Source organism: Micromonospora sp. IBHARD004 (genome assembly GCF_052814115.1).
Map to the genome: position 1 here is coordinate 5,741,088 of NZ_CP199934.1, position 22,079 is coordinate 5,763,166.

General features: G+C 74.6%; 17 protein-coding genes. 4 read left to right on the forward strand and 13 right to left on the reverse strand.

Annotated features, from left to right (window positions below; all coding sequences use genetic code 11):
• Positions 1 to 71 precede the first annotated feature (71 nt).
• The 13 genes from ACTWO6_RS27915 to ACTWO6_RS27975 form a co-directional block, all read right to left on the reverse strand.
• Complete coding sequence (locus ACTWO6_RS27915) at positions 72 to 3,500, reverse strand: SCO7613 C-terminal domain-containing membrane protein (protein ID WP_446216714.1); 3,429 nt, start codon at positions 3,498 to 3,500, stop codon at positions 72 to 74.
• A 47-nt stretch (positions 3,501 to 3,547) separates the two neighbouring features.
• On the reverse strand, positions 3,548 to 3,868 hold the full coding sequence (gene cutA / locus ACTWO6_RS27920; RefSeq protein ID WP_446216715.1) for a divalent-cation tolerance protein CutA: 321 nt from the start codon (positions 3,866 to 3,868) through the stop codon (positions 3,548 to 3,550).
• A 55-nt stretch (positions 3,869 to 3,923) separates the two neighbouring features.
• Entirely contained in the window at positions 3,924 to 4,943 is a 1,020-nt protein-coding gene (locus tag ACTWO6_RS27925) for a 1-acyl-sn-glycerol-3-phosphate acyltransferase (RefSeq protein ID WP_446216716.1), read from the reverse strand.
• Positions 4,943 to 5,773, reverse strand: coding sequence for a patatin-like phospholipase family protein (locus ACTWO6_RS27930; protein ID WP_446216717.1), 831 nt, complete (start codon positions 5,771 to 5,773; stop codon positions 4,943 to 4,945). Before ACTWO6_RS27930 ends, ACTWO6_RS27925 begins: the two co-directional genes overlap by 1 nt.
• A 221-nt stretch (positions 5,774 to 5,994) precedes the next feature.
• Positions 5,995 to 7,056: a glycosyltransferase family 4 protein gene (locus ACTWO6_RS27935; RefSeq protein WP_446220796.1), complete on the reverse strand. Its 1,062-nt coding sequence runs from the start codon at positions 7,054 to 7,056 to the stop codon at positions 5,995 to 5,997.
• A gap of 137 nt (positions 7,057 to 7,193) precedes the next feature.
• On the reverse strand, positions 7,194 to 7,865 hold the full coding sequence (locus ACTWO6_RS27940; protein WP_446216718.1) for a BON domain-containing protein: 672 nt from the start codon (positions 7,863 to 7,865) through the stop codon (positions 7,194 to 7,196).
• Positions 7,866 to 8,027: 162 nt separating this feature from the next.
• Entirely contained in the window at positions 8,028 to 9,575 is a 1,548-nt protein-coding gene (locus tag ACTWO6_RS27945; protein WP_446216719.1) for a trypsin-like peptidase domain-containing protein, read from the reverse strand.
• A gap of 62 nt (positions 9,576 to 9,637) precedes the next feature.
• The gene (locus ACTWO6_RS27950) at positions 9,638 to 11,194 is read right to left on the reverse strand and encodes a HAMP domain-containing sensor histidine kinase (RefSeq protein ID WP_446216720.1); all 1,557 of its coding nucleotides are present in this window, start codon (positions 11,192 to 11,194) and stop codon (positions 9,638 to 9,640) included.
• The gene (locus ACTWO6_RS27955) at positions 11,191 to 11,892 is read right to left on the reverse strand and encodes a response regulator transcription factor (protein ID WP_200206763.1); all 702 of its coding nucleotides are present in this window, start codon (positions 11,890 to 11,892) and stop codon (positions 11,191 to 11,193) included. The genes ACTWO6_RS27950 and ACTWO6_RS27955 overlap by 4 nt, the downstream gene beginning before the upstream one ends.
• Positions 11,893 to 11,989: 97 nt before the next feature.
• The gene (locus ACTWO6_RS27960; protein WP_446216721.1) at positions 11,990 to 12,613 is read right to left on the reverse strand and encodes a PadR family transcriptional regulator; all 624 of its coding nucleotides are present in this window, start codon (positions 12,611 to 12,613) and stop codon (positions 11,990 to 11,992) included.
• Positions 12,610 to 13,452, reverse strand: coding sequence for a DUF4097 family beta strand repeat-containing protein (locus ACTWO6_RS27965; RefSeq protein WP_446216722.1), 843 nt, complete (start codon positions 13,450 to 13,452; stop codon positions 12,610 to 12,612). The genes ACTWO6_RS27960 and ACTWO6_RS27965 overlap by 4 nt, the downstream gene beginning before the upstream one ends.
• Before the next feature lie 103 nt (positions 13,453 to 13,555).
• On the reverse strand, positions 13,556 to 14,428 hold the full coding sequence (locus ACTWO6_RS27970; protein WP_446216723.1) for a lysophospholipid acyltransferase family protein: 873 nt from the start codon (positions 14,426 to 14,428) through the stop codon (positions 13,556 to 13,558).
• Positions 14,425 to 15,204 carry a GNAT family N-acetyltransferase gene (locus ACTWO6_RS27975; protein WP_446216724.1) on the reverse strand — a complete coding sequence of 260 codons (780 nt, stop codon included), beginning with the start codon at positions 15,202 to 15,204 and terminating at the stop codon, positions 14,425 to 14,427. Before ACTWO6_RS27975 ends, ACTWO6_RS27970 begins: the two co-directional genes overlap by 4 nt.
• Positions 15,205 to 15,440: 236 nt before the next feature.
• On the opposite strand from ACTWO6_RS27975, the gene ACTWO6_RS27980 reads away from it, so the two are divergent.
• The 4 genes from ACTWO6_RS27980 to ACTWO6_RS27995 all read left to right on the forward strand — a co-directional run bounded on the left by ACTWO6_RS27980 (position 15,441) and on the right by ACTWO6_RS27995 (position 22,040).
• Positions 15,441 to 16,097: a hypothetical protein gene (locus tag ACTWO6_RS27980; RefSeq protein ID WP_446216725.1), complete on the forward strand. Its 657-nt coding sequence runs from the start codon at positions 15,441 to 15,443 to the stop codon at positions 16,095 to 16,097.
• 161 nt (positions 16,098 to 16,258) lie between these two features.
• Positions 16,259 to 17,197 (forward strand): ABC transporter ATP-binding protein, encoded by a 939-nt coding sequence (locus tag ACTWO6_RS27985; protein ID WP_446216726.1) that lies wholly within the window; start codon positions 16,259 to 16,261, stop codon positions 17,195 to 17,197.
• Positions 17,194 to 18,027: an ABC transporter permease gene (locus ACTWO6_RS27990; RefSeq protein ID WP_446216727.1), complete on the forward strand. Its 834-nt coding sequence runs from the start codon at positions 17,194 to 17,196 to the stop codon at positions 18,025 to 18,027. The genes ACTWO6_RS27985 and ACTWO6_RS27990 overlap by 4 nt, the downstream gene beginning before the upstream one ends.
• A gap of 260 nt (positions 18,028 to 18,287) precedes the next feature.
• Positions 18,288 to 22,040, forward strand: coding sequence for a multifunctional oxoglutarate decarboxylase/oxoglutarate dehydrogenase thiamine pyrophosphate-binding subunit/dihydrolipoyllysine-residue succinyltransferase subunit (locus ACTWO6_RS27995; protein WP_446216728.1), 3,753 nt, complete (start codon positions 18,288 to 18,290; stop codon positions 22,038 to 22,040).
• The last annotated feature ends 39 nt before the right edge of the window (positions 22,041 to 22,079 follow it).

The window sequence follows — 22,079 nt, forward strand, 5'->3', positions numbered from 1 at the left end:
GAGTCTGGTCGGCGCGATTGCGCTGAGTAATCCCGCAAGCCCCCGAAGTGGGGGTAAGGCAGACCCTACCCTCAGCTCATCCGTCCGACCACTGTCCGTAGCCGGGCCAGGTCCCGCCGGCGCCGCTCGTAGGTCGCGGCGAGCGCGATCAGCGCCAGCCCGCCGAGGCCCAGGTAGATCCACCGGGGCAGCAGGTCCCAGCCGCGGGCCAGCTCGTGCAGCGCGAGCGGGACGAGGGTGGCCGCCCCCAGCAGGACCGGCGCCTGCCAGCGCCGGACCGCCCCGGCGAGCACCGCGCCGAGCGCGACGACGCCGAGCGCCAGCCGCCGCCACGGCTGCGGATCCGCCGCCACCAGCACCGAGACCAGGCTGGGCAGCAGCGCCGCGGCCAGCCCCGGGCCGAGCGCCAGCCAGCTGTTCAGCCCGGGCCGGGTCCGCAGCGCCACCAGGCCGGCGGCGAGGGCGAGCCCGGCCGCCGGCACCGTGTACGCCTCCAGCACCGCCACCCCTCCGGCGGCCAGGAGCAGCCACCCGCCGAGCAGCTCGCTGCCGCCCGCGATGCCGGCGAGGACCCAGCGCCACGAGGTCGACTCGCCCCGCCGCAGCACCCGCAGCGCCACGGCCGCGCCCCAGAGCGCGCAGACCGCCGCCGCGTGCCGCAGCGCGCCGCCGGTCAGCAGCAGCGCCAGCAGCGCGACCGCCTGGGCGGCGGCCGCCAGCGCCACCCCGAGCGCCGGGCCGCGCCCGGTCGCCCGCACCGCCCCGACGCGGCCCTCGCGGCCGGCGAGGGCCGGCGCGGCGAACAGGACCAGCACCGCCACCACCAGCACCCCGAAGGCGGCGGTACGCAGCGGCAGGCCGCCGGCGAGCGCCGCGGTCACCGCGAAGCCGGCCGCCGCCACCACTCCCGACAGCCAGCCGGCCAGCCGGGTGTCGGCGTGCCGACCGGCCGCGCCGACGACGGCCGCCACCACCACCAGGGCGCCGAGTCCGGCGAGCGTCCCGGCCCGGGTGGCGAGCAGGCCGCCCAGCCCCGGCACGGCCAGCGCCAGCCCGACCGGCAGCGTGACCGGCAGCAGGGGCGGGCGCGGCGCGGCGAGCGCGGCGGCCAGCAGCGCGGCCAGCCCGACGGCGAACGCCACCGCCGGCGCCACCGGCCAGGGCGCGCCGGCCGCCACCAGCAGCACCGGCAGCCCGGCCGCGCCGAACGGCAGCCCGACCAGGGCCGGCACCCACCGCCCGCCGCGCACGATCCGGGCGTACGCCGCCGCGGCGGCCCCGAGCAGCAGCAGGGTCAGGCCGGCGCCGGCGGCACCCGGCACCCGGTCGACGGCGGGCACGCCGGACCAGGTCGGGACCGGCAGGTCGACGAGCACCCGCAGAGTGGCCGGCGCGACGGCGAGCAGCGCCAGCCCGGACAGTCCGGCCCCGACCAGGCGCGGGGCGGTGCCCGGCCGGGCACCCCCGCCGACGGCCAGCGCCAGCAGCACGCCCAGCGTGGCGTAGAGCGACACCCGCTCGTCCCCCGGTACGACCAGCGGCGCGGCCCCGACCGGCGCGAGCGCGGCGGCGAACCCGGTCGAGGCGTACCCGAGCAGGTCCGGCCACCGGCGGCGGACGGCGAGGACCACGACCACCAGCACCCCGACGGCGGCGAACGCCCCCCGCAGCTGCCACCACGGCGGCGCCCCGACGGCGATCAGCCCGACGGCCACCCCCGCCGGCACGGCGAGCAGCGCCACGGCAAGCGCCACCCCGCCGACGGCCGGCTGGACGCCCACGCCCCGCCGGCCCCGCGCCGCCACCAGGGCGCCGGCCGCGACGACGACGGCGAGCGCCGCTCCCGCCCCGGCCGGATCGGCGAGCCCGACCAGCAGCCCATGACCGGACAGGACGGCCCCGGAGAGGGCCGGGACGAGCACGGTCGTGTACCGCCGGCGCGGCCGGAGCACGGCGGACACCAGCAGCGCGGTGGCCGCCAGCAGGTCGACCGCCACCACCACGGGCCACGGGGTGGACGCGGCCGCCGGGGCGGCCAGCACGGCCAGCGCCCCGCCCAGCACCGCGACGACCGGCCGGGCGGCCCGGGGCAGCAGCAGGGCCACGGCCGCGGCGGTCAGCAGCACGGCGACCGGCAGCTGCCACCCCCAGTCCGGCGCGGGCCCGGCGGCGGCGCCCCGCCACGGCGGCAGCGACCGGAGAACGGCACCGCCCGCGAGCACCACCGTCGCCACCGTGGCCACCTGCGCCAGCCCGGCGGCCACCACCAGCGCACCCACCCGTGGCCCGGTACGCAGCCGCGCCGGCAGCGCCCGGACCGCCCCGGCCAGTACGGCCACCACCGACCCGGCCGCGACCAGCAGCAGCCCCGGACGCAGCTCGGCCACCGGCCGGAGCAGCGCGGTGGCGAACACCGGCACCAGCAGCCCGGCCGCGATCAGCCGGTACGTCCGGCCGCCCGCCGCCAGCGCCCCGCCGAGCAGGGCGAGCGCCACCAGCAGCAGCGGGCCGCCGGCCAGCAGCGGGGTACCGGCCGCCCGGCCCCGGGCCAGCGGCACCAGCGCGCAGCCGGCCGCCACGGTGAGCGCGACCCCGTGGCCGAGCCAGCCGAGCACCCGCCCGGCAACCACCGCCGGAGCGCCCGCCACCGGTCCGGCCGCAGGCGCGACCCGGGGACGGAGGGCGACCACCACCACGAGGTCGCCCAGCGCCACCCCGGTGCAGACCAGCGCCCACCCGGCGGCGGACGGCCGGGCCGCCGCCGCGGCCAGCGGCAGCACCGGCTGCGCGGCCAGCAGCGCCGCGAACCACGGCACGGTCAGCCGGCTCAGCCGGGCGTACCCGGCCGCCACCGCCGCGCCGATCCCCCCGACCAGCGCTGCGTACCGGGTCCCCGGCCAGCCGGCCACGCCGAACAGGTCCACCGTCCAGGCGGCGTACCCGTCGAGGAGCACCAGCACCAGTCCCACGGCGGCGAACGTCTCGGCCGTGCCGCGCAGCCCACGCCGGTTCGCGACCAGCGGCACGGCCAGCGCGAGCACGGTGACCCCGGCCAGGATCAACGCCCGGCCGGCCACCCCGACGGCCGCCCAGGCGACCGCGGTGAAGACGATCGCCGCGGTGCCGAGGAGGAGTCCACCGAGGACGAAGAGCAGGCCCTGCACGGTCCGGGTCGAGGTCTCCGGCCGGCCGGGCCCGGCCCCGGCCGGCGACGGCGGGACCGGGACGGGTCGCACCGGGCGGGGCTGCGGCGGCGGGATCTCCAGGCGGATCCGGGCGGCCAGCTCCGTCCGGCGCTGGCGGGCCGCGCCCAGCCGGGCCAGCAGGTCCTGGTACGCCACCCGGGCCCGGTCGACCTCCGGGGTCAGCGCGGCGATCTCCCGGTCCAGCCGGACCACCTCGGCGGCGGGCGGGTACGGCGGGCGACCGCAGCCGGGGCACCCGGCGGCGAGGTCGGCGGGCGCGCCACAGCCGGGGCAGGGATAGCCGGTGTTCTCCACCCGGACAGCATCGGGCCCGGACGGCCGGCCGCCCAGAGTAGGAGTACCTAGGGGCGGGTGTGCTCGTGCACCCAGGCCGTGTAGTCCGGGTTGCCGCTCTCCACCCGGGTCACCAGGATCTCCGGCACCTCGTACGGGTGGTTGGCGCGGAGCTGGTCGACCAGGGCGGTCACCCGGTCCGGGGCGGTCTTGAACTGCACCGTCCACTCGGCGGTGGTCTGGATCGCCGACTGCCACCAGTAGGTGCTGTCCACCTGCCCGCCGACCTGGGCGCACGCCGCCAACCGGCCCGCGACGGCCGCGGCCGCCAGCACGTCGGCGACCCCGCGCGCGTCCACCACCGTCGTCACCACGCAGATCTGCTCCACCAGCGCACCCTACGTGGAATTCCTGCCGATCGGCGGTATCCCGAACCCGTCGGGGTCAGGTGGTGGCATCGTCCCGGTGGTCCGCGATCCACCGGTCGATCCGGGCCCACCAGTCGAAGAGCCAGTCGATGCGTTCCTGGCGGTCGACGGGGACCTCCTCGGGCGGGACCGACCAGAACCGCATCACGATCCGCTTGTCCATCGGCAGCTCCCGCCACACGTCGGTGACGGTGAGCATGCGGTCCAGCCCGGTGTGTGCCACGAAGATGACCCCGGCGTCCGGGGCGGTGTCCAGCGCGGCGAGCAGCCCGCCCGGCTGCGGGGCGAGCACGTGCTGCATCCGCTCCGCGCGCAGCGCCATCCGTTCCAGGCCGAGCGCCCGGAGCCGGGCGATGGCCCGCAGCCGCCGGCTCGGGGTGAAGTTGCCGCCCTCGGGGAAGATCACGAACGCGTCGTCGTCGTCCAGCCCGGTGGCCAGGTGGCCGATCTGGGTCACGACCCGGTCCCGGCCGTCCGGCCCGGGCGCGATGAAGCGGTTCGGCAGCCGGTTGAGCAGGACGTCGATCGCCGGGTCCCACTGCAGGCTCTCCTTGAGCACGATCCGGGGCTCCCGGTGGAACCAGTTCACCAGCGCGTGGATCAGGATGAACGAGTCCCCCGGCCCGGCGTGCCGGCAGAGCACCAGCTCCGGCCGGCCGGGCAGCGCGGTGTCCGGGTCCGTACCGACCACGTCGATGCTCAGCCGCAGCGTCCAGCGGGCCTGCCAGAACAGCACCCGCAGGAAGTGCCCGGCCAGCACGTAGTGCGCCCGCTGGAAGGCCGGCGACCGCTTGCGGGCGCCGAAGCCGGAGGCCAGCCAGAGGACGAAGAGGGCGAGCAGCGCGGCCGCGTCCCAGACCAGGTAGACCGTGCCGATCCAGAGCAGACGCAGCGGCCGCAGCCGGCCGGGCACCAGCGGGGAGGCGGCCAGCGCGAGCAGCGCCCAGACCGGCAGCGTGGTCACCACGGCCACGGCCAGCAGCACCACGCCGGGGGCCACCAGCAACCGGCGTACCCACCGGGGCGGCAACGGCATCAGCGGTCCAGCTGGGCCAGATAATGCCGGGATGCGGTGTACGCCCGGCTGATCCGCCGCCCCACCGCGGCCACGTCCCGGTACGCCCACGGACTGTCGTCGCGCGGGCTCCCGCCGCCGGTGGGCAGCACGTGCACCTCCACCCCGTCGGGCAGGGCTGCCAACTCCCGGGCGAACCGGTGCCGGCGGGCGACCTCGAAGGCGACCTGGGCGATCTCCCAGGGCCGCCGCGGCGGGGCCAGCTCCCGCTCGATCCGTCCCACCTGGAGCACGAAGATCCGCGTGGCGCCGACGGCGACGGCCTCCCCGATCGGGATCGAGTTCACGATTCCGCCGTCGATGTAGTGCTGGCCGTCGATCTGGGTGGGCGGCAGCAGCCCGGGCACCGAGGCGGAGGCGAGCACGGCGGGCACCAGCGGTCCGGTGTGGAACCAGTGCTCGGCGGCCCGCTCGATGTTCGCCGCGCAGCAGCGAAACGGCACCGTCAGGTCGGCGAAGGTGGTCTCCTCGCCCAGCTCGCTCTCCAGCAGCCGACGCAGCGGCCGGGGCGAGTGCAGATGGGTCCGCGCGGCGAAGCGGCGCAGCTGCCGGGCGACCGAGTCGCCGTACACCTCGCTGGCCTCCGGGGAGGCCCAGAGCCGGACCAGCCGGTCGGTGACGGCCTCGGACGGATCGGCCGCGACCAGGGCGCCGTTGACCGCCCCGATCGAGGTGCCCAGCACGATGTCCGGCCGGATCCGGGCCCGGAACAGGGCCCGGAGCATGCCCACCTCGACCGCGCCGAGCACTCCCCCGCCGCCGAGCACGAACGCCACCGGACCGCCACTCATGACGTTCATCCTGGCACGGGGCTCGAAGTGGGCCCGTCGGAGCCGGCCGCCCGCCGCGCGCCGTCACCGTGGGCCGCGCCGACGTGGCGGAGCGCGACCACGGAACGGACAGCCGTTGACAGGCCGGACACGTTCCTGCAACCTGATCGCGCTCCCAAGCGCAGGCGGCCAGCAGCTCGACGCCGCAGCCGCCGGGCTGGCCGCGGCGCGCACCTGACCCGTCAGCGGGCCGCGACCCGGACCGGCTCCCGCGCCTCGGGCCCGACGACTCCGCTCGCCAGAAAACTCCGGTACACCGCCTCGTAGCCGCGGGCCATCCGCTCCAGGGAGAAGTTCTCCGCGACGTGCGCCACGCAGTCGGCCGGGTCCAGGCGGGACGACTCGCGCAGCGCCGCCGGCAGCTCGTCGGCCCGGTCGCAGACCAGCCCGGTCAGGCCGGGGCGGACCAGCTCCGGCACCGCGCCCCGGCGCAGCGCCACCACCGGCGTGCCGGTCGCCATCGCCTCCAGCATCACCATGCCGAACGGCTCGTCCCACTGGATCGGCATGATCAGGCAGCGGGCGTCGAGCAGCAGCCGCAGGATGGTCTGCCGGTCGCCGTTCAGCACCACGTTGACGTCCTCGTCCAGCAGCGGCTCGACCACCTGCTGGAGGTAGCGCCGCTCGGCCGGCTCGTTGCACTTGCCGGCCAGGGTGAGCGGCAGGCCGGCCGCCCGGCAGGCCCGGATCGCCACCTCAGGGCCCTTGTCCGGGCTGAACCGGGCCAGCCAGAGCACCGGCCCGCGACCGGGGGTCCGCTTGCACGGGACGTCCCGTGCCGGCATGGCGTTGTGCACCGTGCCCGCCCAGGGCAGCCCCGGATTGGCCCGACGCTGGGCGTGCGAGATGGCCACCAGACCGACGCCGCGGTCGGTGTCGCTGAGCACGTCGCCGTACTCCCCCACCGGGTTGCCGTGCACGGTCGCCACGGTGGGCACCGCCCGGTGGCTGGCGATCAGCGGGCCGATGGTGGTGTGGTCGTGGACCACGTCGAAGTCCGCGGCGGAGATCAGGCTGTTGACCCGGGCCAGGTGCGCCAGCTCGGGCAGCGCCTCGCCGAGCCGCTCGTACTGGAGGTCGGGCCCGGTGGAGACGAACTCGGCGGCGGTGCCGTGCTCCGCGCCGGCGCCGAACAGGGTGACCGCGTGACCCTCCCCGACGAGGCCGTCCACCAGCCCGGCCACCACGTGTTCCAGGCCGCCGTAGCCGGGCGGCGGCAACGTCAGCCACGGCGGCGCCACCATCGCGATCCGCAGTGGTCGCGCGCGCGAGCGCTCCGACGGCAGGTGTGTCACGGCCACGAGTCCTCCCCCGCTGGTCCCCGAAGAACGTGATCGACGGCACTTTCCCGGTGCCGACGGCGGCAAACGGCGACCCGGCCTCAGCCGGCCACCACGAGCCGGTCGTGCACCTCCCGGACGCCGGGGGTCGACCAGGCCGCCCGTTCCGCCTCGTCCCGCTGCCACCAGGAGCGGACCACCCCGGACAGCACCACGGTGTCCCCGCTGACCTGGATCTCGACGCGTTCCGTGCCGGTCCGCCGGATCAGCACCCGCTGCAGGTCCCGGCGGGTCTGCTCGTCACTGGGCGGGGTGGGCGGACGGACCTCGACCAGGTTGGTGAGCCCGCGTACGCCGCGCAGCCGGCGCAGCTCGCGCTCGGCGGTACGCCGCTGGAAGCCGTACTCCACCTCGCCGCGGAGCATCACCCAGCCGTTGGCGACGGTGACGTCCAGCCGTTCGGCGGGCACGAAACTGTCCCACTCCAGCGCCCGGCCGGCCGCGATGGCGATCTCCGCGTCGGTGCGCTCCTCGGTGCCGGGCAGGCGTACCTCGATCTCGCTGGCGACCGCCCGGACGCCGCGTACCCGGTGCGCGCAGCGCTCGGCCGCCCAGCGGCGGGCGTAGCTGTCCACCCAGCCGGTGAGCGTGACCACGCCCGCGGAGACCGTCACGCCGATCTCGGTGGGCTGCGTCTGGGCGTCCCAGTCGAGCTCGTCGAGCACGTCCCGCTGGATCTCCGGATCGGTGCGGACGGCGGCTGCGGTGGTCATGAGTCCCCTCCCCGTACGGTTCCCGTCCGTCGAGGATGCCGTCGCGCGGGGTGAGCCGGGCTCACCCGGTGCGGGTGAGCGGGGACGGAAAAGGCGGCGGGCGACGGAGCCAACCCCCTTGGCTCCGTCACCCGCCGCCTGGCGGAGGAAAGTCCGTACCCGTTATGACGTCTCGGCGAGCGTCACGGTTGCCGTCTGCGCCGATCCGTTCCGCTTGAACTGCACCTCGACCCGGTCGCCCACCTTGCCGGACTGGACCGCGCCGACCAGGTCGTTGGAGTCGTTGATCACCTTGTCGCCGAACTTGGTGATCACGTCGCCCCGCTGGAGCCCGGCCTTCTCGGCGGCGCTGCCGGGGGTGACGGCGGCGACCAGCGCCCCGCCGTCCTCGGCGGCGTTGACGCTGACCCCGAGCGAGGGGTGGCTGACCTTCTCGCCGCGCTGGAGCTTCGCGGCGACGTCCTTGGCCTTGTTGCTCGGGATGGCGAAGCCGACGCCGATGTTGCCGTTGCTGCCCTGCCCGGCGGTGGCGATCGCGGTGTTGATGCCGATCACCTCGCCCCGGGTGTTGACCAGCGCGCCACCGGAGTTGCCCGGGTTGATCGGGGCGTCGGTCTGGAGCAGGCCGGAGATCGAGCTGGCGGCCTGCTGCGGGTCCTGCTGCTGGCCCTCGCCGCCGGCCTGGATGGTGCGGTCCCGGGCGCTTAGGATGCCCGCGGTGACCGAGCCCTGGAGGCCGAGCGGGCTGCCCAGGGCGAGCACCTGGTCGCCGACCTGCATCCCGTCGCTGTCGCCGAACCTGGCCGCCTTGAGGTCGCTCACGCCGCTGGCCTTGACCACCGCGAGGTCGGTCTTCGGGTCGGTGCCGACGATCTTCGCCTGCGCGGTCTTGCCGTCGGCGAAGACCACCTTCACCGTGTCGCCGCTGGCGGAGGCGACCACGTGGTTGTTGGTCAGCACGTAACCGTCGGCGCTGAGGATCACCCCGGAGCCCTCACCGTTGTCCGTGATGATCGAGACCACGCTGTCCTGGACGGCGGCGGCGATCTTCGGCAGGTCCGCGCTGTTGAGCACGGGGGCCGCCGAGTAGGTGCGGGTGACGCCGGAGTCGCCGTCGACGGCGAGGGCGAGGGCGCCGCCGGCCACGCCGGAGCCGAACATCAGCGCGAGCACCAGCGCGCCCGCGCCGACGAACTTGCCCGCCCGGCTGGGCCGGGCCACCGGCGCCGGGCCCCACGACGGGACCGGCTGGCCGGGGTGGTGCGGCTGGCCCGGGTGGTGCGGCTGGTAGGCCTGGTGCCCCTGGTACGGCGGGACCGCCCCGCCGGCGTGCGGCGGGTAGCCCGGCCCGCCCTGGTGCGCCCCGGAGGAGGCCCAGCCGGTCTGCTGCTGCCCGCCGTACCAGGGGGTGCCCGGCTGCGGCTGGCCGGAGACCGGGTACGGCGGGGCGGACGGGGTCGCCGTCGGCGGCGCGTACGGCCCGGCGGCGGCCGGCGTCTCCGGCCGGCCGGCCTCGGTGGCGGCGGTGGGCGTGGGCTCCGGGGCGGCGGGAGTTCCGGCGGCCGGGGAGTCGGCCGGAACCGGCGCGGCGGCCGGGGTGGTGGAGTCGGACTGCCCGTGCTCGACGCGGGACAGCTCGGCGGTGGGGTGCGACGGCTCGGCGTCGGCGGGAGCCGGCGACCGCTGCGGGTCGGTCTCGTACTCGGTCATGGGACCACCTTCTCCCCTGGCTCTGCGATCAGCCTGGAACGTGCCTGAATGTTTTCTGAAAGTCAGTCGGACGGGTCCGTGGTCTCCGGCAACAGCGGCAGCTTGACCCGGAAGGTCGCCCCGCCGCCGGGCGTCTCGGCCACCTCCACGGTGCCGTGGTGGGCCCCGACGAGCGCCGCGACGATGGCCAGCCCGAGCCCGGTGCTGGTGGTCCCACCGGCCCGCCGGGTACGCGCCGCGTCGGCCCGGTAGAACCGCTCGAAGACCCGCTCGGCCTGCTCGGGGGTGAGCCCCGGACCGGTGTCCGCGACCTCCACCACGGCCAGGTTGCCCGGCTCGGCCCGCAGCCGCAGGGTCACCGAGGCGTCCGGCGGCGTGTGGCTGAGCGCGTTGGTCATCAGGTTGCCGATCACCTGTCGCAGCCGGGCGTCGTCGCCGTACACCACCAGCGGGCCGGCGCCCGGTTCGATGTCCAGCTCGGTCCGCCGGTCCGGGGCGACCGCCCGGGCCGCCTGCACCGCGTCGCTGGCCAGCACCGGCAGCTCGACCGGCGCCAGGGTGATCGGTCGTTCCCGGTCCAGCCGGGCGAGCAGCAGCAGGTCCTCCACCAGCAGCCCCATCCGGGCCGCCTCGTCCTCGATCCGGCGCAGCAGGCCGGCGGTCTGCTCGGGGTCGCGGGCCGCGCCCTGCCGGTACAGCTCGGCGAAGCCCCGGATGGTGGTCAGCGGGGTGCGCAGCTCGTGCGAGGCGTCCGCGACGAACTGCCGCATCCGCTCCTCGGAGCGGCGGGCCCGGGCCTCGGAGGCCTGCGCCGCCGCCGCGGCGTCCCGGGCGCTGACCTCGGCGCTGCGGGCCGCCGCCTCGGAGGCGGCGCGGGCGGTGAAGGCCGCCTCGATCTGGGCGAGCATCGCGTTCAGCGCCCGAGAGAGCCGACCCAGCTCGGAGGTCGGGCAGGGCCGCCCCTCCTCGGGGTCGGGCACCCGCCGGGTCAGGTCGCCGCCGGCGATGGCCGCGGCGGTCCGTTCGATCTCGACGAGGGGCTTGAGGCTGGTCCGGACGATCGCCGCGCCGACCGAGGCCAGGATGATCATCACCGCCCCGCCGACCAGCAGGTCGATCCAGATCAGGCGCTTGACGGCCAGGTCGACGTCGGTGAGGTGCTGTCCGAAGGCGATGATCCGGCCGTTGCCGAGGTCGGTGTAGAGCATCCGCCAGCGGGTGCGGCCGTCCTCGGAACGCACGGTGAACGGCTCACCCACCCGCGCCTGGTAGCCGGCATAGTCCACGGGAAAGCGCGGCAGCTCTTCGGTGCTCATCCCTGAGTAGCGCGAGGGTTCCTGCACGCCGTCGGCAGGGGTGGCCTGTGCGGCCACGTAGTCGGAGGGGATGTTGACCAGGAGCCGCCCTCCGCCGGCCTGGTCCAGCGCCCGGGCGACGCTCGAGGTGTCGCCGCGGAGTTGTTCGTCCACCTGGGCGATCAGGTAGTCCCGGAGGAAGTAGGTGGTGAGTGCGCTGATCACGACCAGGGCGGCGGCCACCAGGGCCAGCACCGAGGTGACCAGCTTGACGCGGAGCGAGACGCTGCGCAGCCGTCCCTTCGCCTGCTCGAGCGCGTTCACGCCGCCGGCTTGCGCAGCACGTAGCCCACCCCGCGCAGGGTGTGGATCAGCCGGGGCTGGGTGTTGTCGACCTTGCGCCGCAGGTACGAGATGTAGGACTCGACGATGTTGTCGTCGCCCCGGAAGTCGTAGTTCCAGACGTGGTCGAGGATCTGCGCCTTGGAGAGCACCCGGTTGGCGTTGAGCATGAGGTAGCGCAGCAGCTTGAACTCGGTCGGCGAGAGCTGCACCCGCTGACCGGCGCGGTGCACCTCGTGGGTCTCCTCGTCCAGCTCCAGGTCGGCGAAGGTGAGCCGGGACGGGGCATGCTCCCCGGTGGCGGTACGCCGCAGCACGGCCCGGATCCGGGCGGTCAGCTCCTCCAGGCTGAACGGCTTGGTGACGTAGTCGTCCCCGCCCAGGGTCAGCCCGCGGATCTTGTCGTCGGTGGCGTCCCGCGCGGTCAGGAAGACCACCGGGGTACGCGTGCCGCCCTCGCGGAGCATCCGGATGACCTCGAAGCCGTCCAGGTCGGGCAGCATCACGTCGAGCACCACCAGGTCGGGCCGGTGGTCCTTGGCGGCGTGCAGCGCCGCGCTGCCGCTGGTCGCGGTGGCCACGTCGAAGCCCGCGAACCGCAGGCTCGCGGAGAGCAGTTCGAGGATGTTGGGATCGTCCTCGACGACGAGCAGTCGGGCCTCGGTCTGGGTAGCCACCATGTGGCCCATCATCCGCGCTCTCGCTGCGGCTCGGCTGGGCGGTTCCTGGAAACAACCTGTGAGCCTGGCGCCCGACCCGGCGGGCCGGGGGCGGCCGTCAGCGGAGCAGCCGGCGCAGCCCGTCCAGCGCCCCGTCGAGCACCCGGATCGCGGTCCGCAGCTTGCTGTCGCTGAGCCGGCCGGCCCGGACCAGCGCGCCGACCTCGACGGTGAACTCGGCGAGCCGCTGGTCGAACTCGGCGAGCAGGGGCGACTCGGCGGCCGGCGGGGCGCCGGTGGTGGCGGGCCGGGCCGGCGGCGGCTCCCACCGGACCGCCCGACCCTGCCGGGTCTGCCGGGTCGCCTCGCGCAGCTCGCGCTTGAGGTCGCGCACCGAGCCGCGTACCTCGGTCTGGATCTCGCCGGCCAGCGCGGAGAGGTCCTCGACGGAGGCGGTGATGTCCGATTCCAGGGTGGCCAGCTCGCCGGCGCGCTGCCGCAGCTCCGCCCGGCCCGCGTCGGTGATCTCGTAGACCTTGCGGCCGCCCGCGGCGGTGTGGGTGACCAGGCCCTCGACCTCCAGCCGTTGCAGCCGGGGGTAGATGGTGCCGGCGCTGGGCGCGTACAGGCCGAGGAAGCGGTCCTCCAGCAGCCGGATCAGCTCGTAGCCGTGCCGGGGGCCGTCGTCGAGCAGCTTGAGCAGGTAGAGCCGGAGCCGCCCGTGACTGAACACGGCGGTCACGGCAGCTCCTCCTCGTCGGCCTCGTCGGTCTCCTCGACCGGTCGGGCCAGCAGCGCGATGCTGCCCGACGTCGCGGAGGCCCAGAGCTTACCCTCGCCCGCGCCGAGGACGCCGTGGCTGTCCCTGGTCGCGCCGAGCCCGGCGTCGCCGCGCACCTGGGGGAAGCCGCTGGTGATCCGGCCGGAGGTGGTGTGCAGGTGGACGGCGAGGTCGCTGTCCTCGCGGACGCGGACGGTGACGCTGCCGGAGATGGTGCTGAGCCGGATCTCGCTGCGCCGCGGGTTGTCCAGGTCGCAGGTGATCGCCCCGGACACGGTGTTCGCGTGCACCCGCCCGGCGGCGCTGTCGGCGAGGATCACCTCGCCGGAGACGGTCTCCAGGGTCAGGTCACCGGCCACCCCGAGCGCTTCCACCGGACCGGAGATGATCTTCGCGGCGGTCCGGCCGCGGAGCCCCATCAGGGTGATCTGCCCGGAGGTGACGTCCACCTGGGTCTCCCGGCGCAGGCCGGAGGCGACCAGCGAGCCGTCGATCAGGCGCAGGTCGGCCAGCACGTCGGCCGGTACGGCGATGGAGACCTCGGCCCGGAACCGGCGACCGAGCTGACCGAGCCACCAGAGGATCCCCGGCCAGCGCGGGATCCGCTCGTGGCCGACGTGCAGCCGGCCGTCCCGGTGCTCCACGACGACCGGCCGCCGGCTGACCCGGGTGACGTCGACCCGGGCCGGGCCGTCGGTGCCGACCACGTTCAGCCGGCCGGTGATCAGGCGTACGTCGAGCCGGGTGACCGGCTCGTCCAGGGTGATCCGCTGCGGGCTGTCGACCGTCCAGCTGGCCATCGTGTCCTCCCCTCGGTGACGTACCGGTCGGCACGTCGAGCGACGAGGAGAGACTAACGCGATACATCGCGACGTATCAAGACTGCCGCGAGTCGGGGATCCGTCAGGCCGCCAGGTCCAGCTCCCCCACGGGCACCGGCGGGGCCGGACGCCGGGCGGCGGGGACCAGGTGCACCGCCGACTCGGCAGCCCGGGCCAGCAGCCGACGGTCCGCGTCCACGGCCGCGTACAGCGCCGCGGTCACCGCCACCGACAGGGTCAGGTCGCGGGCCGCCAGTACCCGGCGTACCGATTCCCAGAGGGTCTCGTCGCCGAGGAAGGCCGCCGCCGTCGTCGGCGTGCCGGTCGCGGCGTACCGGTAGCCGATCCGCAGCGGCACCACCGGCACCCCGGCGTCCACCGCCGCCTGGAACATGGCCGGCCGGAACCCCCGGCCCGGCCGGCAGCCGGCCGCCTCGCCGCACCAGGTGGTCCCCTCGGGGAAGACCGCGACCGGACGACCGGCGCGCAGCGCGGCGGCGACCCGGCCCACCGTGGCCGGCAGCTCGCGGGGGCGGGCCCGGTCCACGAAGACCGTGCCGGCCGCGGCGGCGAGCTGGCCCACCAGCGGCCAGGCCCGCACCTCCCGCTTCGCCAGCATCCGGGCCGGCGCCACGGCGAGCACCGCCAGCACGTCCAGCCAGGAGACGTGGTTGGCGACCAGCAGGGCCCGCCGGCGCGGCAGCCGGCCCCGGACCACCAGCCGGATGCCGAGGGCCCGCAGCGTCCCCCGGGCCCAGCCGCGCACCGCCGCGTCGCGCTCCCGGCCGGGCAGCACCGGGAGCAGGCCGGCCAGACCGACCCCGAGCAGGAGCATGCCGAGTACGCCCACCAGCCGGCCCGCCCGCCGCAGGGTCGACACGGCCGGATCGACCGCGGCCGGCAGGCAGTCCGGGCCGCAGCCGGCGGCGGGCCGCCAGAGGTCGTCGGCGGTCACCGCTGCTCCCCGCCGAGGAAGTGCCGCAGGTAGCGGGGGTTCATCCGGTCCAGCGAGAAGAGCACGTAGAAGTCGGCGACCCCGAAGTCCGGGTCGTACGCCGGCTCCCCGCAGACCCAGGCGCCGAGCCGGAGGTACCCGCGCAGCAGCGGCGGGACCAGGGCGCGACGCTCGGCCGGCGGCAGGCTCGCCGGGTCCACCGCGACCGGCGCCTCGGCGGACCACGGGCGCAGCGGGCGGACCCGCAGCGGCGGCGGCGCCAGGTGCCGGGCGCTGACCTGGGCCCACACCTCGGCGGCGGCAGTCCCGCCGTCGGCCACCGGCACCGAGGCGCAGCCGCCGAGCCAGCGCGACCCGCGCAGGTGCAGGTACCGGGTGATGCCGGCCCACATCAGGTTGATCACCGCGCCGGACCGGTGGTCCGGGTGTACGCAGGACCGGCCGGCCTCGACCAGGTCGTCGCGGAGCGGGTCGAGCGCGGCGAGATCGAACTCGCCCTCGGCGTACCGGCGGTCGGTGCGACCGGGCGGCAGCAGCCGGTAGGTCCCGACCACCTCGCCGGTGCTCTCCCGCAGCACGACCAGGTGGTCGCAGTGGGCGTCGAACTCGTCGGTGTCCAGCCCGGCGGCGCCCGGATGGAGGGTCGCCCCGAGCTCGGTGGCGAACACCTGGTGGCGCAGACGTTGGGCGGCCGCGACCAGGGTGGGGTCGTCGGCGATCAGCAGGGTGTATCCGCTGGTCGTGAGGGGTGCGCCAGCGGCGTGCAGAACGGCCATGGGTATCTGTGTAAGGGCCTCGGGTTGCCGGCTACGGGGGTGAGGGGTGTCGATCGGGTGAACGCCAACCGGCGCCCGGGTCCGCCCGCTCACCTGCGGCTGACCCCCGCCGAGCCGGCTGTCACGGGGTGCCGGGCCGGCGTCGACCGGTGCGGCGGGGCCGGAGGCGGCGTGCGAGGCTGCCGGGGCGGAGTCCGGCGACGCGGCCGGAGCCCGGACCAGCCCGGAGGACGCACATGATCATCGAGTCGCGCTTCAACGGCCCGCCCGGCTCCGGCAACGGCGGCTGGAGCGCAGGGGTCTTCGCGGCGGCGCTCGACGACCGCGGCCCGGTGGAGGTCACGCTGCGCCGACCGCCGCCGCTGGAGACCCCGCTCGTCGCGGTCGACGGGGAGATCCGCGACCCGGACGGCCAGGTCGTCGCGCAGGTGCGCCGGGTCGAGCCGTTCCCCGCCGTGGTGCCCCCGGTGGACCCGGCGACCGCGGCGACCGCCGCCCGGACGTACCCCGGCCTGGTGGACCACCCGTTCCCTGGCTGCTACGTCTGCGGGCCGGCGAACCCGGACGGGCTGCGGATCTTCCCCGGCCGGCTGCCGGACGGGCGGACCGCGGCGCCGTTCCACGCGCCGGAGCAGGTGGTCCCGGCGACGGTCTGGGCCGCGCTGGACTGCCCCGGCGGCTGGGCGGTGATCGCGCCGGGCCGCCCGTACGTCCTCGGCCGGATCGCCGTGGTGGTCGACGCCCTGCCCGCGCCGGGCGACGAGTGCGTGGTGACCGGGGCGATGGTCGGCGCCGAGGGGCGCAAGGCGGAGGTGCACTCCAGCCTCTACGGCCCGGACGGCGGCCTGCTCGGCCACGCCCGGGCGACCTGGATCGCGCTGCCGCCCGCCTGACGCCTCCTCCCTGGGGATGATCACCTCCTGCCCAAGGGGGAGACATGCCTACGGACAGCGCCTGATTGACCCGCTTGCGCCGCCTTGCCAGGCTGGGCCCGGCGCCCTCCGCGACGGCGTCCCACCGGCGCGCCCGCGCGTCGTGGCAGGAGAGGAGAACGATGTCCGACGGGCAGTGGAGCCCCAGCGCCGGGACCGGCCAGATCGTGGTGTCCGGACTGACCAAGCAGTACAAGAACGTCCGGGCGGTGGACGACCTGTCCTTCACCGTCGAACCGGGGCGGGTGACCGGCTTCCTCGGCCCGAACGGCGCCGGCAAGACGACCACCCTGCGCATGCTGCTGAACCTGGTCGCCCCGACGGCCGGCACGGCGACCATCGGCGGCCGGCGGTACGCCGACCTGACCGACCCGCTGCGCTCGGTCGGCGCGGTGCTGGAGGCCTCCAGCGCGCACAAGGGCCGCACCGGGATCAACCACCTGCGGGTGATCTGCGCGGCGGCGGGACTGCCCCGCCAGCGGGCCGACGAGGCGCTCGCCCTGGTCGGGCTCACCCCGGCCGCGAAGCGCAAGTTCAAGGGCTACTCGCTGGGCATGAAGCAGCGGCTCGGCATCGCGGCCGCGATGCTCGGCGACCCGCACGTGCTGATCCTGGACGAGCCGGCGAACGGCCTCGACCCGGAGGGCATCCGGTGGATGCGCGGCTTCCTCAAGGGGCTGGCCACCCAGGGCCGGACGGTGCTGGTCTCCAGCCACCTGCTGTCGGAGATGCAGCTGCTCGCCGACGACGTGGTGATCATCGCGGCCGGCCGGCTGATCCGGCAGGGGCCGGTGGACCAGGTGATCGGTTCGATGGCGCACGGCGCCCGGGTGCGGGTCCGTACCCCGCAGGCGGACGAGCTGACCACGGCGCTGCGCGAGCAGGCCGCCACGGTGGAGACCGACGAGCACGGCGCGCTGCTGGTCGCCGGGGTGGACGCGCCCACCGTGGGCCGGATCGCCCTGGCCGCCAAGGTGGAGCTGCACGAGCTGACCACCGAACGCCCCGACCTCGAAGGGGTCTTCCTCGAACTGACGGCCGGAAAGGCGGACATCCGATGAACCTGGTCCGATCCGAGCTGCTCAAGATCCGTACCACCAACACCTGGTGGCTCTTCGGCATCGGTGCGCTGGTCACCCTGGTGCTGGCGTTCCTGGTGAACGCGGTGAACGCCGACATCAACCTCTCCGGCGGGCAGGACCTGGAGGGGGTGCCGGCGGAGCAGGCCGAGCAGATCCGGGCCACCGCCAACGAGGTCTACCAGGCGGCGAACCTCTTCACCTCGGGGCAGTACTTCGGGCTGCTCTTCGTGCTGCTGCTCGGCATCATCGTGGTGACCAACGAGTTCTACCACCAGACCGCGACGACGACCTTCCTCACCACCCCGCGGCGGACCATGGTGGTCGCCGCGAAGCTGGCCACGGCCGCGCTGTTCGGCGCGCTCTTCTGGCTGGTCACCACCCTGCTGACCATCCCGGCGACGCTGATCTACTTCGGCGTACAGGGCTGGGACGCGCACTTCGGGTCGTGGGACGTGACCCGGGCGATCCTGCTCAACCTGCTCGCGTACGTGCTGTGGGGGATCTTCGGGGTCGGCTTCGGCGTGCTGATCCGCAGCCAGATCGGCGCGACCATCACGGCCGTGGTGCTGTACCTGGTCGGCACGACCGCGGCGAACCTGGTCTTCTTCCTGCTCCAGCAGTGGCTGGATTGGGACTGGATCAGCAAGCTGGCGGTGATCGTCCCGTCCACCGCGTCGACGCTGATGATCAGCGGCACGGAGCTGCCGGGCAACCCGCCGCAGTGGGTGGGCGCCGCGGTGCTCATCGGGTACGCGGTGGTGACCGGCGCCATCGGCACCGTGATCATGCGCCGGCGGGACATCGCCTGACCCGTACGACGGCGGCGGCCCCCGGGCGGTGACGAGAGTCCACCGACGGGGGCCGTTCGGCTTCTAGCAGGAGCCGACAGGACACGCAGCGTCTGCCGAACTTCTGGCATCTTCTGTGAAACGGACCACCAGCCGGAGGCGAGAATGCCGGTGGCATTCGTACGGCGTAGCCTGGGACCCGTCTTCCGTGCGCCGCTATTCCGGCACAGGCGGACACCGCGTGACATTACGAACCCGCGTGAAAGAGGCGATTACCGGCCGTGTCGACCCAGCAGACTTCGCAGGAGAACCCACTGGCGGGTTTCGGCCCGAACGAATGGATCGTCGAGGAGATGTACCAGCGCTACCTCGCCGACCCCTCGAGCGTCGACTCGGCCTGGCACGACTTCTTCGCCGACTACCGACCCGCGCCCGGCGCCGCCACCCCGCGCCCGGCCGACGGCCAGGCCAAGCCGGCCGCCGCGCCGGAGCCGGCCGAGCAGCAGGAGGCGGTCGCCGCCGTCGCCCAGCAGCCGGCCCCCGCGAAGCCGGCTCCCGCCCCCGCGAAGCCGGCCGCGAAGCCGGCTCCCGTCCCGGCCAAGCCGGCCGAGAAGCCCGCCGCCAAGCCGGCCGCGAAGGCCGCCCCGGCCAAGCCGGCCGCCAAGGCGCCGACGGCCACCGCCGCCGGCACCACCCCGCTGCGGGGCGTGGCCGCCAAGATCGTCCAGAACATGGACGCCTCGCTGGCCGTGCCGACCGCGACCAGCGTGCGCGCGGTCCCGGCCAAGCTGCTGGTCGACAACCGCATCGTGATCAACAACCACCTCGCCCGCGGGCGCGGTGGCAAGGTCAGCTTCACCCACCTGATCGGGTACGCGCTGGTCCGGGCGCTGGTCGAGCACCCGGAGATGAACAACTCCTTCGCCGAGGTCGACGGCAAGCCGGCCGTGGTCCGCCCGGAGCACGTCAACCTGGGCATCGCCATCGACCTGACCAAGCCGGACGGCTCCCGCAACCTGGTGGTCCCGTCCATCAAGGCCTGCGAGCAGATGGACTTCCGGCAGTTCTGGCAGGCGTACGAGGACGTGGTCCGGCGCGCCCGCCGCAACGAGCTGACCATGGAGGACTACGCCGGCACCACGATCTCGCTGACCAACCCGGGCGGCATCGGCACGGTCCACTCGATCCCGCGCCTGATGCAGGGGCAGAGCGCCATCATCGGCGTCGGCGCGATGGAGTACCCGGCGCCGTACCAGGGCATGAGCGAGGCGACCCTGGCCGAGCTGGCGGTCAGCAAGATCATCACGCTGACCAGCACGTACGACCACCGGATCATCCAGGGCGCGCAGTCCGGCGAGTTCCTCAAGGTGATGCACGAGCTGCTGCTCGGCGAGCGCGGCTTCTACGACCAGATCTTCACCTCGCTGCGCATCCCCTACGAGCCCGTGCGCTGGGTGCGCGACGTCGCCGTCGACTCCGAGGGTCAGATCAACAAGACCGCGCGGGTGCACGAGCTGATCCACGCGTACCGGGTGCGCGGTCACCTGATGGCCGACACCGACCCGCTCGAGTTCAAGATCCGCAAGCACCCCGACCTGGACGTCCTCCAGCACGGGCTGACCCTGTGGGACCTGGACCGGGTCTTCCCGGTCAACGGCTTCGCCGGCAAGCAGCGGATGAAGCTGCGCGAGATCCTCGGCGTGCTGCGCGACTCGTACTGCCGCCGGGTCGGCATCGAGTACATGCACATCCAGGACCCGGAGGAGCGGCGCTGGATCCAGGAGCGGATCGAGCGCAAGTACGAGAAGCCCGCCCCGGACGAGCAGAAGCACGTGCTCAACCGGCTCAACGCCGCCGAGGCGTTCGAGACCTTCCTGCAGACCAAGTACGTCGGGCAGAAGCGGTTCTCGCTGGAGGGCGGCGAGTCGCTGATCCCGCTGCTCGGCGAGATCCTGGAGTCCTCCGCCGAGGGCGGGCTCGACGAGGTCGTCATCGGCATGGCCCACCGCGGCCGGCTCAACGTGCTCGCCAACATCGTCGGCAAGCCGTACGAGAAGATCTTCTCGGAGTTCGAGGGGCACCTGGACCCGCGCTCGACGCAGGGCTCCGGCGACGTGAAGTACCACCTCGGCCAGAACGGCAAGTTCACCACCCCGGGCGGCGACCACTCGGTCAAGGTCTCGCTGGTGGCGAACCCGTCGCACCTGGAGGCCGTGGACCCGGTGCTGGAGGGCATCGTCCGGGCCAAGCAGGACCGGATCGACCTCAAGCTGGAGGGCTACACCGTGCTGCCGCTGGCGGTGCACGGTGACGCCGCCTTCGCCGGTCAGGGCGTGGTCGCCGAGACGCTCAACCTCTCCCAGCTGCGTGGGTACCGTACCGGCGGCACCGTGCACGTGGTGCACAACAACCAGGTCGGCTTCACCACCGCCCCGGAGTACAGCCGGTCCAGCCTCTACAGCACCGACGTGGCCCGGATGATCCAGGCGCCGATCTTCCACGTCAACGGCGACGACCCCGAGGCCGTGGTCCGGGTCGCCCGGCTGGCCTTCGAGTACCGGCAGGCGTTCAACAAGGACGTCGTGATCGACATGGTCTGCTACCGGCGGCGCGGGCACAACGAGGGCGACGACCCGTCGATGTCCAACCCCCAGATGTACAAGATCATCGACTCGAAGCGCTCGGTGCGCAAGCTCTACACCGAGGAGCTGATCGGGCGGGGTGACATCACCGTGGAGGACGCGGAGGAGCTGCTGCGCGACTACCAGTCGCAGCTGGAGCGGGTCTTCAAGGCCACCCGCGACGCCGCCACCACCCCGCGCCAGCTCAGCCGGCCGCCCCGGCAGCAGGAGCCGGAGCCGCTCGTGGAGACGGCGACCGACGCCGCCGTGGTCAAGGCCATCGGCGAGGCGCACGTCAACCTGCCGGAGGGCTTCACCCCGCACAAGCGGATCCAGCAGCTGCTCGACCGGCGGGCCAAGATGTCCGTCGAGGGCAACATCGACTGGGGCTACGGCGAGATCATCGCGTTCGGCGCGCTGCTGCACGACGGGGTCACGGTCCGGCTCGCCGGGCAGGACTCCCGCCGCGGCACCTTCGTCCAGCGGCACGCCTCGGTGGTCGACGCCGAGACCGGCGACGACTACCTGCCGCTGAAGTCGCTCACCGGCGACGGCGAGCGGTCCCGGTTCTTCGTGCACGACTCGCTGCTCTCCGAGTACGCCGCGATGGGCTTCGAGTACGGCTACTCGGTGGAGAACGTCAACGCGCTGGTCTGCTGGGAGGCCCAGTTCGGTGACTTCGTCAACGGCGCCCAGTCGGTGATCGACGAGTTCATCTCCTCAGGCGAGGTGAAGTGGGGCCAGCGCTCCGCGGTCACCCTGCTGCTGCCGCACGGCCACGAGGGCCAGGGCCCGGACCACACCTCCGGCCGCCCGGAGCGGTTCCTCCAGCTCTGCGCCGAGGACAACATGCGGGTGGCCATCCCGACCACCCCGGCGAACTACTTCCACCTGCTGCGCCGTCAGGCCCTGTCGTCGAAGCGCAAGCCGCTGGTGGTCTTCACGCCGAAGTCGCTGCTGCGGCACAAGCTCTGCGTCTCCTCGGTGGAGGACTTCACCACCGGCACCTTCCAGCCGGTGCTGCGGGACACCGCCGCCCCCGCGCCGGAGCAGGTGAAGCGGGTGCTGCTCTGCTCGGGCAAGGTCTACTACGACCTGTTCCAGGCCCGCGCCGAGCGGGGCGTCACCGACACCGCGATCATCCGGATGGAGCAGCTCTACCCGCTGCCCGTCGAGGAGATCCGGGCCGCCCTGGCGCAGTACCCGAACGCCGAGGACTTCGCCTGGGTCCAGGAGGAGCCGGCCAACCAGGGCGCCTGGTCGTTCGTCGCGCTCAACCTGCTGGAGCACCTGACCGACGTCCGGCTGCGCCGCATCTCCCGCCCCGCCGCCGCCGCCCCGTCGGTCGGCTCGGCGAAGATGCACGATGTCGAGCAGAAGGCGCTGATCGAGGCGGCCCTCCCCCGCCCGTGACCTGACCGCACCGCCAGCACCGGGGCAGCGAGCCGTACG

What these genes read in the sequence shown, in the direction of transcription:
- ACTWO6_RS27935 (WP_446220796.1), bottom strand. Translation starts at nt 7,056, where the DNA reads ATGGTGGCGCCGCCGTGGCTGACGTTGCCGCCGCCCGGCTACGGCGGC.
- ACTWO6_RS27930 (WP_446216717.1), bottom strand. Translation starts at nt 5,773, where the DNA reads ATGAGTGGCGGTCCGGTGGCGTTCGTGCTCGGCGGCGGGGGAGTGCTC.
- ACTWO6_RS27965 (WP_446216722.1), bottom strand. Translation starts at nt 13,452, where the DNA reads ATGGCCAGCTGGACGGTCGACAGCCCGCAGCGGATCACCCTGGACGAG.
- ACTWO6_RS27925 (WP_446216716.1), bottom strand. Translation starts at nt 4,943, where the DNA reads ATGCCGTTGCCGCCCCGGTGGGTACGCCGGTTGCTGGTGGCCCCCGGC.
- ACTWO6_RS27985 (WP_446216726.1), top strand. Translation starts at nt 16,259, where the DNA reads ATGTCCGACGGGCAGTGGAGCCCCAGCGCCGGGACCGGCCAGATCGTG.
- ACTWO6_RS27980 (WP_446216725.1), top strand. Translation starts at nt 15,441, where the DNA reads ATGATCATCGAGTCGCGCTTCAACGGCCCGCCCGGCTCCGGCAACGGC.
- ACTWO6_RS27990 (WP_446216727.1), top strand. Translation starts at nt 17,194, where the DNA reads ATGAACCTGGTCCGATCCGAGCTGCTCAAGATCCGTACCACCAACACC.
- ACTWO6_RS27975 (WP_446216724.1), bottom strand. Translation starts at nt 15,204, where the DNA reads ATGGCCGTTCTGCACGCCGCTGGCGCACCCCTCACGACCAGCGGATAC.
- ACTWO6_RS27940 (WP_446216718.1), bottom strand. Translation starts at nt 7,865, where the DNA reads ATGACCACCGCAGCCGCCGTCCGCACCGATCCGGAGATCCAGCGGGAC.
- ACTWO6_RS27945 (WP_446216719.1), bottom strand. Translation starts at nt 9,575, where the DNA reads ATGACCGAGTACGAGACCGACCCGCAGCGGTCGCCGGCTCCCGCCGAC.
- ACTWO6_RS27955 (WP_200206763.1), bottom strand. Translation starts at nt 11,892, where the DNA reads ATGGTGGCTACCCAGACCGAGGCCCGACTGCTCGTCGTCGAGGACGAT.